The organism is Novosphingobium sp. Chol11 (assembly GCF_945870625.1).
Taxonomy (GTDB): Bacteria; Pseudomonadota; Alphaproteobacteria; order Sphingomonadales; family Sphingomonadaceae; genus Novosphingobium.
Window position 1 is genome coordinate 1 of sequence record NZ_CAMBTS010000117.1, and the last position, 9535, is coordinate 9535.

Genomic DNA, 9535 nt, shown 5'->3' on the forward strand with positions numbered 1-9535 from the left:
GCGAAATCGACCGCAGGGCCTACGGAGCCCGAGGTCGAAAGCGGCGCGTACACGGTCCAGCCCGTGCCAGCGCCGATGCCCGTGCCACCGGGCAGGAAGCCCGAGATCATGAGCGATACAAAGCCCGCGACGGTCAGCCAGAACGAGACGTTGTTCATGCGCGGAAACGCCATATCCGGGGCACCGATCATGATCGGCACGAACCAGTTGCCGAAACCACCAATCAGCGCGGGCATGACCATGAAGAACACCATGATCAAGCCGTGCGCGGTGATCAGCACGTTCCACATGTGCAGGGTCTGATTGATATCAGCCGCGTTGCCGCCGACGAAAGTCGTCCACCAGCCCAGAAACTGGATGCCCGGATGCGCCAGTTCGGCGCGCATGATCCCCGAGACTGCGCCGCCGATGATCCCTGCGAAAATCGCAAAAATCAAATAGAGCGTGCCGATATCCTTGTGATTGGTCGACATGAACCAACGGGCGAAGAAGCCCGGCAGGTGATCTTGCCCATGCGCATCGTCATGATGCGCTGCGTAACCTTCGTGATCGGCGGGAATGGTGGCCATGATGGTCGAACCCTTGTCCTTAAATGTCTTAAACGGTTTTCGCAGGCGCAGGCGCTGCAGCGACGGACGGGGTGGCAGCGGTGCCACCAACGGTGCCGCCTTGCTCTTTCACCCACGCTTCGAATTTGGCCTTGGGCAAAGCCTCGACGACGATCGGCATGTAGCCATGACGAGCGCCGCAAAGCTCTGAGCACTGACCATAATAAACGCCCGGCTCGTTGATGAAGAGCACCTTTTCGTTGATCCGGCCGGGCACCGCATCGAGCTTGAACCAGAGCGAAGGCACGGCAAACGCGTGGATTACGTCCGACCCGGTGGTCTGGAGCCGGATCGGCACGCCTGCAGGCACAACCATCCGCTTGTCAGCGGCAAGCTGCGGCTGCTCACCGCGCGCAAGCGCCTCGACATCTGGCAAGATGTTCGAGATGACTTCAAAACCGCCGTTATCAGGATATGTGTAACCCCAATACCACTGATAGCCGGTAGCCTTGACCGTGATCGTCCCCTTGGGAGCAGGCTTATACTGATGCGCCAGTAGCGACATCGATGGCACAGCAATCACCACCAGAATGATCACCGGGATGAGCGTCCACGCGATCTCGATCGCGGTGTTGTGGCTGGTTTTCGATGCAACCGGGTTCACGCTCTTGCGAAAGAAGACGATCACCCAAAAAATCAGGCCGAGCACGAAAAAAGTGATGACGGTAATGACCGGCATCAGCAGGTAGTTGTGCATGGCCAGTGCTTCCTGGCCGGTAGGCGAGTATTGATCTTGGAAGCCGATCCCTGCGGCAACTGGCTGCCCCTTGCCATCCGTCGGCTTCATCGGGACATACGCTTCGGCAGCGGCAGGCGGTGTTACCACCGGCGCGGCGGCCGTATCGGCCAAAGGCAATTGCGCCGGGGCGGCAACAGGAGCAGCGGCAACTGGCGCCGCTGCGACAGCGGCCATTGCTTGCGGCGCGATCAGCAGCGCGGCTGCCAAAATCAAGGTGCGGATCGCAGTGCCCATCATCCGGGCCGTGTCAGCAAAAATCATCGTTCAATTATTCCGCTTTTGGCTATCGCTTGGTGCGCATTTCGCGCCTTGTGCGAGTTTGTGCCTCAAATCAGGCCGGTGCGTCGTCATGAGTGAGCGGCCTATACGCCGAGGTTGGCGAACCCTCAAGCGTCCGAAAGGACATTTTTTCGCGCATTTTTCTGCCCCAAAGAGCTATTAAAACGCTTGCCCGCCGGGCGTACCCGCGCCAAGGCGGCCTATTGTCGGCGCGGCCCGCGATCGTACATCCGCCTCGAGGCCGTGCGCGCAGCCAGATGGAAACGTGATGCAAGAAGACGAAATTCTCGCGGAGTTTCGCGCAAGCCAGGCCTTGCTAGAAGGGCACTTCCTGCTCTCCTCAGGCCGCCACAGCGCGCATTATCTGCAATGCGCCCGCGTTTTGATGGATCCCATGCGCGCATCGCGGCTGGCGGCGGCGCTGGCTGCAAAGCTGCCGCGCGAGGTGCGCCAAGCCATTGGCAAGGTGATTTCACCGGCCATGGGCGGGGTGATCATCGGCCATGAAACGGGCCGCGCGCTGGGGGTCGAGGCCATGTTTGTCGAGCGGCCGACCGGCACTTTCGAACTGCGCCGCGGATTTTCGATCACGCCCGGCGAAAAGATTCTGATCGTCGAAGATGTTGTCACGACCGGGCTTTCCGGGCGCGAGGCGATTGCGGCAATCACCGCAGCGGGCGGCAAGGTGATCGCGGCGGCCGCACTGGTCGACCGCTCGGGCGGGACCGCCGATCTTGGCGTGCCGTTTACGGCGCTGGTGTCGTTCAATTTTCCGACGTTCGCCCCCGAAGATGTCCCGCCTGAGCTTGCCGCGCTCCCGGCCATCAAGCCCGGCAGCAGGGCCGCCTGATGGTGAGCATTGCCCCCGTGCGCCTGAGGCTCGGTGTCAACATCGATCATGTCGCCACGATCCGCAACGCACGCGGCGGGGCGCACCCCGATCCGGTACGCGCGGCACAGATCGTGGCTGAGGTCGGCGGAGACGGGATCACGGCGCATTTGCGCGAAGACCGCCGCCATATCCGCGACGAAGACCTTATCCGCATTCAGGCGGCGACCAATCTGCCGCTCAATCTGGAAATGGCGGCGACCGACGAAATGTTGGCAATCGCCCTGCGCCATCGGCCCCACGCGGCCTGCATCGTCCCCGAACGGCGTGAAGAGCGCACGACCGAAGGCGGGCTGGACGCCGCCGGGCAGCACAACCGGCTTGCCCCGATTGTCGCGCAGCTCAGCGATGCAGGCATCCGCGTCAGCCTGTTCATTGCGCCCGATCCGCGCCAGATCGAGGCCGCGATGCAGCTTGGCGCGCCCGTCGTCGAGCTGCATACCGGCGAATATGCCCATGCCGAAGGCGAAGCGCGCGCCGCAGAACTGGCCCGGCTTGGCGATATGGCTGCGCTGGCGGTGCATTGCGGGATCGAGCCGCATGCCGGCCACGGGCTGACTTATGAGAACGTGCAACCGATTGCTGCGATCCCGCATCTGGCGGAGCTCAACATCGGTCACTATCTGATCGGTGAGGCGATTTTCGTCGGATTGGAGACGGCAGTGCGCACCATGCGCGATCTAATGGACGACGCGCGCGCGCCAGCAAGCCCCGGGCGAGGCGGATGATCATCGGCTTGGGCTCTGACCTGTGCAACATCGAACGCATTCAATCCTCGCTCGAGCGGTTTGGCGAGCGCTTCGAGAACCGTGTGTTCACCGAAACCGAGCGCGCCAAGGCTGCTCGCCGGCCCCTTACGAAAGCGGGCACGCTGGCGAAGCGCTTCGCCGCCAAGGAAGCCTTCTCGAAAGCGGTCGGCACTGGTTTCAAGGCAGGCGTGTTCATGAAGGACATCGGCGTGATTAACGCTCCCTCCGGCGCGCCCACACTGGCGCTGACCGGCGGCGCGGCGGCACGGCTCGCGGCGATCACCCCGGCTCACCATGAAGCCGTGGTCCACCTCACCCTGACCGACGATCACCCTTGGGCGCAGGCGTTCGTGGTGATCGAAGCCCGTGCCATCCTTACCGGTGATGCATGAGCGAACCTGCGGCGCCAACGGCGCCCGCCACCAGCCCGGTGCCCGAAGAAAGCGCTAAGGAAACCGGCGTGAGCTGGCTGGCCGAACTGCGCGGACTGTTGCTGATGCTGCTGGCTGTGGTGGGCTTTCACAGCCTTATCGCCAAACCGTTCTTCATCCCTTCGATTTCGATGATGCCCAATTTGCTGGTGGGCGACCGGTTGGTGGTGTCGAAGTATCCCTACGGGTGGTCGTGGGTCTCCGCTTCGTTCCACGTCCTGCCGCGATCCGCGCAGAAATTGCTGGGGGCAGTGCCTGCCTATGGCGATATTGTGATCGTGGTCCCGCGCGGCAGCGACAGCGACTATATCAAACGAGTCGTGGCTCTGCCGGGCGACCGGATTGCGGTGGTGAACGGGCAGATTGTGCTTAATGGCAAGCCCATCCCGCAAGCGGTCGAACCGTCGCTCGATTTACCGGTCGATGCCAACCAGCCGTGCGACCCGCTGGAGTTTCCTGGCCTGCGTTTCCGCGCCGCCGATCGGCGGCTCTATTGCGAGTTGCCGATCCTGCGCGAAACGCTGCCAAATGGCGCCAGCTACTGGATTATCGACCATATGCGCCAGCGGCTCGACAATTATCCGGAAACGCGCGTGCCCGCCGACCATGTGTTTCTGATGGGGGATAACCGCGACCATTCCGCCGACAGCCGCGAATCGCTCGATCGGCAAGGCTTGGGCGGACCGGTGCCGCTGGCCGATGTCGGCGGCCGCGCTGAATTCCTGACGTTCTCCTTCGATGGCAGCGAAAGCTGGAATCCGTTAACGTGGTGGAACGCCTTGCGCGGCAACCGGGCGTGGAACAGACTTCGCCCGATGATCGCGCAGCAATCAGGGAAATAGGAATGGACGGCGCGAAGGGGCCCATCGACACGTCGGCAGCAGGCAGCGCGCCAGTGCCAACCGTTTCGGGCCCCATGGACATCCGGGACAACGGGGTTCGGGCGGAGCTGAAAAAGGCGGCGGTGTGGGTTGGCATGGTCGCGCTGGTCGCGCTGGCGGTATTGCTGGCACAGCCTCTGCTGGTCATCTTTGGCGGGGTCGTCTTCGCCGGGATGATCGAGGGCGGCCAGCGGCTGCTCGGCCGCGTGCTGCCCATGCCGCGCCTCGCGCGGATTACGGTGCTGCTCTTGCTGACAGTGGCTTTCGGCGTGTGGCTGGTGATGTTTGCCGGCAGCCAGCTTGCCCAGCAGGCGCTCCAGCTGCCCACGATTATCGAGGCGCAAGGGCTGCGGTTGCTCGCGTGGGGCAAGCAGCACGGCATCAACGTGGAACTGAGCGATGCCAACAAGGTCGCGGGCGAACTGCTCGGCGGCCTTGGCCAGCTGACCAGCGCGGTCGGCGGCCTTGTCGGCGGGATCACCACTGCGCTGCTGATCGTGATTCTGGGCATCTATTTCGCGCTGGAGCCTGATCTCTATCAGCGCGGGCTGGCGTGGATGTTGCCCGGCGGCAGCCGCGAACACTGGCACGGCACCACGCACCGCATGGGCAAAGTGATGCGGATGCTGCTGTTCGGCCGGATCCTCGGCATGGTGGTCGAGGGCTTTTGCACATGGCTCTTGCTGGCGCTCTATGGCGTGCCGATGGCCGGCCTGCTGGGGCTGCTCACCGGCCTGCTTGCATTCCTGCCCAATATCGGCGCGCCGATCTCGGGTGTCCTCATGATCCTCGTCGGCTTTTCCGGGGGCGCGAACATGGGCTACTATTGCATCATGGTTTACGTGGTGGTGCAAACCGTCGATGGCAACATCATCGTGCCGATGGTAGCCAAGAAGACCGCCGATCTTGCACCCGCGCTGGTGCTTGGCGCACAGCTCATCTTTGGCGTCCTGTTTGGGGTGCTTGGGCTGATGCTTGCCGATCCGCTGGTGGCGATGATCAAGATCGCGCTCGAGCGGCAGGCCGAACACAACGACCGACCAGAGAGCAGCGAATGATGGCCCAGAGATGAAAGGTCTGACGCACAAATTCCTTTATCTGGTGGCTGGATTGATCGTGTTGGTGCTGATCGCGCTGACGGCGCTCTCGATCTGGTCGACCGAGCTTACCCGTTTCACCTTTGTCCCGCGCGGCCCGCTTGAGGCGATCGCGCCCTTGCCCGCCAATGCCTATGGCAGGCCGGAAATGTGGATCTCGCGGCCCGGCAAAGCCGACGATGCGGCGCAATTTCTGCCCCCCGGCGCAGCGCGCAGCGAGCGCGGGCGGACTTATGTGTTCTTTGTCCATCCCACCAGCTTTCTGGCACGCGACCATTGGAACGCGCCGCTTGATGATGTCGATTCGCGCTACCGCGCCGACCTGTTCGTGCGCGGCATGGCCAGCCCGTTCAACGCGGCCGCCGGGCTCTATGCGCCGCGCTATCGGCAGGCGGCATTCGGCAGCTTTCTGGTCGATCAGCCCGAATCCCGCCGCGCGCTCGATTTTGCCTACGCCGACGTGCGGCAATCATTCGAAGCCTTCATCGCCCAAATACCGGACAACGCGCCCATCGTGCTGGCCGGGCACAGCCAGGGCGCAAGCCATCTGCTGCGCCTGCTGCGCGAACGGATCAAGGGCACCGCGCTCACCGGGCGCATCGTGGCGGTCTATGCGGTAGGCTGGCCGATTTCGCCCGCGCATGATCTCCCACCGCTGGGTTTGCAGGCCTGCACATCGCCCGCCCAATCAGGCTGCGTGATGAGTTGGCTCAGCTTTGCCGAGCCTGCTGAGCCGGGCCTGTTGCTGCAGACCTATCATGCTGAACCCGGCTTTGATGGCAAGCCGCGCGGCGAGGAGCCGGTGCTTTGCACCAACCCGCTGACTGGAGGTAGCGCCCCTGCCGCGCCTGCTACTGCCAACAGCGGAACGCTCATCGCATCGAATGATCTGCTGACCGGCAAGCTTACACCAAGCCTGGTGCCGGCACGATGCGACGCCAAAACCGGCCTTTTGCTGATCGGTGCGGCCCCGCAAGTCGGCGCGTATGTGCTGCCCGGCAACAATTACCACATCTACGATCTTCTGCTGTTCTGGTCCAATGTGCGTGCGGACATGGCGCGCCGCGAGGCGGCGTGGTTCGCCGCGCGGGCCAAGGCCCAGTGAAAAAGCGGTGATCACCGATAACGTCAGGGAGCTTCGCGAGGCGCTTCCGGCAGGCGGCGTGCTGCTGGGGCTCGATCCCGGCACGAAGACCATCGGTGTGGCGCTCTGCGATCCGCAGTGGCGCTTTGCCAGTGCCGGCCAGACCATTGCGCGGCGCAAGTTTGCGCAGGACAAGGCGGCGCTTGCCGCGCTCATTGCCGAGCGCAGTGTGGCCGCGATCGTGATGGGATTGCCGCTCAACATGGACGGCAGCGAGAGCCCGCGCAGCCAATCGGCGCGCGCAATGGCGCGCAATCTGGCCGACTTCGGCCTGCCGATCCTGCTGTGGGACGAGCGCTGGACCACGCAGGCCGCCGAACGCGCGATGATCGAGCAGGATTTCAGCCGCGCCCGCCGCGCCGTCCGCATCGATTCGCATGCCGCTGCGCTCATCCTGCAAGGCGCGATTGATGCGCTGGCGGGTGCGGCGTTCTAGGTCTGCTGTTTATTTGATGCTTGTCAGCACGCCTGCCCCCCGGCAGGACGATGCGATGAGCGAAACCAGCGAACCCCGCAAACCACCAATCAAACTGCCGAACGGCTTCACGTTCGTTCCGGAAATGGGCACAAAGGCGTTCACCCTCCACGGCCACACCGGTTTCCTTGGCATGGAATACCGCGCCCATGGCGAGGACTGGATGGAACTCGCGCTGCCATGGCGTGAGGATCTGGTGGGGGTTGAGGAAACCGGCGTGCTCGCCTCGGGCCCGATTATCAGCCTGCTCGACAACGCCACCTCGATAGCCGTGTGGGTGCGGCAGGGCGTATTCACCCCGCAAGTGACGCTCGATCTGAGGATCGACTACGTGCGCGCGGCCACGCCGGGCAAGACGATCATCGCGCGCGCCGAATGCTATCAAGTGCGCCGCTCGATGGCCTTCGTGCGCGGCATCGCCCACGATGGCGACGCGAACGATCCGGTGGCGCATACGGCGGGCATCTTCATGCTCGTCGGCGGGCAGGAATGGTCGCGCACATGAGCGATTACAAACTGCCGCCCTATGCCCGCGCGATGGGCATGGAAATCGACCATATCGAGGACGGCGTGCCGATCATCGGCATGGACTTCGCCGACCGCACGATGGGCCGCCCCGGCTTCCTCCACGGCGGCGCGATCGGCGGCCTGCTCGAAATGGCCGGTTATGCCGCCTTGCGCGCCGAGCTTGAGCGGCAGGGCAATGACGCGCGCATGAAGCCGATCAACATCAACATCGAATACTTGCGCGGCGGCATGAGCGAACGCACGTATGCCCGGGGCGAAGTGCTGCGCGCCGGCCGCCGCGTCGCCAATGTGCGCGTGGAAGCGTGGCAGGGCGACCGCGAGAAGCTGGTCGCGAGCAGCTGGATGAACTTTCTGCTGGCTCCGGCGAGGGAGGGGTGAGGGGAGCTTTCGCCCACTTGCGGACGTTTCGCTTGGGTGTCATGGTCTACCGATGAGAGACGTATCGTCGCCAGCACTCATCGTCTTCCTCGCCTTGTCGTCACTTGCGGCGCGATATCTTACACATAAGACGCTGTTGCATCGACTTATTCCCCCCGTTCTGGTCGTCATCGCTCTCGGCTGTGCATTCATCAAAATCGAGATACCCATCTCGCATGGTGTTGAGTTCCTGTTCGTGCTGCCTGCCTGTGTTGTGCTGATCGTCGATGGGTTCATGAAATTTCGAGGTAGGTGATCTCGAGGGGCATGCCGAGGTTCAAATCAAAGCCAAGCACCGACCGCTAACCACCCAGTTCCAGTCATTCAGACAGTGAAGACAATCACCACCACAATCCCGCCCTCAGGCTCCACCTCACCCGGTGCAAGCCGCACCGCATCCGCCCGCACCCGCGCCAGCACGGCGCTTGGCACAGAAGGCCCCGCCACCACGGCATCCGCCTGCCCCAGCAGCCGCGCCTCGCGCAAGGTCAGGTCGTCGGGATCGTGCGAGCGCAAAGTGATTGTGAAGCGCCCCGCCGCGCCGTCTGCGCCGCCGGCGAGCCATGCGGCCACATCATCCACGTCCGCACCGCGCAAGGGATCGAGCGCCCCGCCCTCTTCCAGCGCAGCATCGAGCGCGCGACGGCGTTCCGGTCCTGTCGGCCAGCGGGCGCGCATCGCATCGCGCGCGGCGTAGAGCGCCTCGGCAAAGGCCCCCAGCCCTTGCGGCAGCAGCCGCTCCAGCCGCAGCCGCAGCGCCTTGGCGAGGCCCGCCGACGCGCCGCCGGTGCCCACCGCGATCAGCACCGGGGCGCGGTCGATGATCGAAGGCGTGGTGAAATCGCACAGCGCGGGCTTGTCTACCACATTGACCAGCAGCCCCGCCCCGCGCGCGCGGATCGCGTCGGCTTCGCAGGCGCGCGCATCGTCGTGCGCGATGAACGCCAGCCGCGCGCCGATGTCGATGCCCTCGGCCAGATCCTCGATCACCTTGCCGCCCGCGCGCAGCACCAGCCGCCGCTTCGCCTCCGCCGCCTCGCCCACGCCAAGCACGACCACCGGCTGCCCGGCGAGGCGGTGGAACAGCGGGAGGCTGGGCAGGCTCATTCGAGCCAGCTCGGCACGCGCTCGGCGGAAAGGATGGTCGAGGGCTCGATCCGGTCGGCCACCACGGCCCACTTTTCGCCATCCACCATCACTTCGGGCACCATGGGCCGCGAGTTGTAGGTGTTCGCCATTGTCGCGCCATAAGCCCCGGCGGTGCGGAACACCGCCAGATCGCCGCGCGCGACCACGTC

13 protein-coding genes and 1 pseudogene are annotated in these 9535 nt (G+C 64.3%); 10 read left to right on the forward strand and 4 right to left on the reverse strand.

Features of this window, described 5'->3' with window-relative positions; genetic code table 11:
- Positions 1-569 (reverse strand): cbb3-type cytochrome c oxidase subunit I (locus tag Q0O40_RS14085; RefSeq protein WP_295531179.1); only part of this gene is annotated, 569 nt, incomplete at its 3' end.
- Positions 570-597: 28 nt separating this feature from the next.
- A complete protein-coding gene (coxB, locus tag Q0O40_RS14090; RefSeq protein WP_295531208.1) occupies positions 598-1581 on the reverse strand; it encodes a cytochrome c oxidase subunit II in 984 nt (327 codons plus the stop codon).
- Positions 1582-1894: 313 nt separating this feature from the next.
- Here coxB and pyrE point away from each other — a divergent pair, with 313 nt between their 5' ends.
- The 10 genes from pyrE to Q0O40_RS14140 all read left to right on the forward strand — a co-directional run bounded on the left by pyrE (position 1895) and on the right by Q0O40_RS14140 (position 8493).
- Positions 1895-2476 (forward strand): orotate phosphoribosyltransferase, encoded by a 582-nt coding sequence (gene pyrE / locus Q0O40_RS14095; protein ID WP_295531182.1) that lies wholly within the window; start codon positions 1895-1897, stop codon positions 2474-2476.
- The gene (locus Q0O40_RS14100; protein ID WP_295531185.1) at positions 2476-3243 is read left to right on the forward strand and encodes a pyridoxine 5'-phosphate synthase; all 768 of its coding nucleotides are present in this window, start codon (positions 2476-2478) and stop codon (positions 3241-3243) included. Before pyrE ends, Q0O40_RS14100 begins: the two co-directional genes overlap by 1 nt.
- On the forward strand, positions 3240-3656 hold the full coding sequence (gene acpS, locus Q0O40_RS14105) for a holo-ACP synthase (protein ID WP_295531188.1): 417 nt from the start codon (positions 3240-3242) through the stop codon (positions 3654-3656). The genes Q0O40_RS14100 and acpS overlap by 4 nt, the downstream gene beginning before the upstream one ends.
- A complete protein-coding gene (gene lepB, locus Q0O40_RS14110; RefSeq protein ID WP_295531191.1) occupies positions 3653-4537 on the forward strand; it encodes a signal peptidase I in 885 nt (294 codons plus the stop codon). Before acpS ends, lepB begins: the two co-directional genes overlap by 4 nt.
- A gap of 2 nt (positions 4538-4539) precedes the next feature.
- Positions 4540-5634: an AI-2E family transporter gene (locus Q0O40_RS14115; protein WP_295531194.1), complete on the forward strand. Its 1095-nt coding sequence runs from the start codon at positions 4540-4542 to the stop codon at positions 5632-5634.
- A 10-nt stretch (positions 5635-5644) separates the two neighbouring features.
- Entirely contained in the window at positions 5645-6778 is a 1134-nt protein-coding gene (locus tag Q0O40_RS14120; RefSeq protein WP_367183759.1) for a DUF3089 domain-containing protein, read from the forward strand.
- Between the two features lie 7 nt (positions 6779-6785).
- Positions 6786-7253 carry a Holliday junction resolvase RuvX gene (gene ruvX / locus Q0O40_RS14125; RefSeq protein ID WP_295531197.1) on the forward strand — a complete coding sequence of 156 codons (468 nt, stop codon included), beginning with the start codon at positions 6786-6788 and terminating at the stop codon, positions 7251-7253.
- 124 nt (positions 7254-7377) lie between these two features.
- A complete protein-coding gene (locus Q0O40_RS14130; RefSeq protein WP_295531215.1) occupies positions 7378-7797 on the forward strand; it encodes a PaaI family thioesterase in 420 nt (139 codons plus the stop codon).
- Complete coding sequence (locus Q0O40_RS14135) at positions 7794-8198, forward strand: PaaI family thioesterase (RefSeq protein WP_295531200.1); 405 nt, start codon at positions 7794-7796, stop codon at positions 8196-8198. The genes Q0O40_RS14130 and Q0O40_RS14135 overlap by 4 nt, the downstream gene beginning before the upstream one ends.
- A gap of 52 nt (positions 8199-8250) precedes the next feature.
- Entirely contained in the window at positions 8251-8493 is a 243-nt protein-coding gene (locus Q0O40_RS14140) for a hypothetical protein (protein ID WP_295531202.1), read from the forward strand.
- A gap of 68 nt (positions 8494-8561) precedes the next feature.
- On the opposite strand, the gene Q0O40_RS14145 is transcribed toward Q0O40_RS14140, so the two are convergent.
- Positions 8562-9344, reverse strand: coding sequence for an NAD(P)-dependent oxidoreductase (locus Q0O40_RS14145; protein ID WP_295531205.1), 783 nt, complete (start codon positions 9342-9344; stop codon positions 8562-8564).
- Positions 9341-9535: pseudogene (locus Q0O40_RS14150) on the reverse strand (diaminopimelate decarboxylase); the annotation flags it as partial. The gene Q0O40_RS14145 and the pseudogene Q0O40_RS14150, both read right to left, overlap by 4 nt.

Bases quoted from the DNA above. Each gene is read 5' to 3' on its own strand.
- coxB (WP_295531208.1), bottom strand. From the start codon at position 1,581: ATGGGCACTGCGATCCGCACCTTGATTTTGGCAGCCGCGCTGCTGATC.
- pyrE (WP_295531182.1), top strand. From the start codon at position 1,895: ATGCAAGAAGACGAAATTCTCGCGGAGTTTCGCGCAAGCCAGGCCTTG.
- Q0O40_RS14100 (WP_295531185.1), top strand. From the start codon at position 2,476: ATGGTGAGCATTGCCCCCGTGCGCCTGAGGCTCGGTGTCAACATCGAT.
- acpS (WP_295531188.1), top strand. From the start codon at position 3,240: ATGATCATCGGCTTGGGCTCTGACCTGTGCAACATCGAACGCATTCAA.
- lepB (WP_295531191.1), top strand. From the start codon at position 3,653: ATGAGCGAACCTGCGGCGCCAACGGCGCCCGCCACCAGCCCGGTGCCC.
- Q0O40_RS14115 (WP_295531194.1), top strand. From the start codon at position 4,540: ATGGACGGCGCGAAGGGGCCCATCGACACGTCGGCAGCAGGCAGCGCG.
- Q0O40_RS14120 (WP_367183759.1), top strand. From the start codon at position 5,645: ATGAAAGGTCTGACGCACAAATTCCTTTATCTGGTGGCTGGATTGATC.
- Q0O40_RS14130 (WP_295531215.1), top strand. From the start codon at position 7,378: ATGGGCACAAAGGCGTTCACCCTCCACGGCCACACCGGTTTCCTTGGC.
- Q0O40_RS14135 (WP_295531200.1), top strand. From the start codon at position 7,794: ATGAGCGATTACAAACTGCCGCCCTATGCCCGCGCGATGGGCATGGAA.
- Q0O40_RS14140 (WP_295531202.1), top strand. From the start codon at position 8,251: ATGAGAGACGTATCGTCGCCAGCACTCATCGTCTTCCTCGCCTTGTCG.
- Q0O40_RS14145 (WP_295531205.1), bottom strand. From the start codon at position 9,344: ATGAGCCTGCCCAGCCTCCCGCTGTTCCACCGCCTCGCCGGGCAGCCG.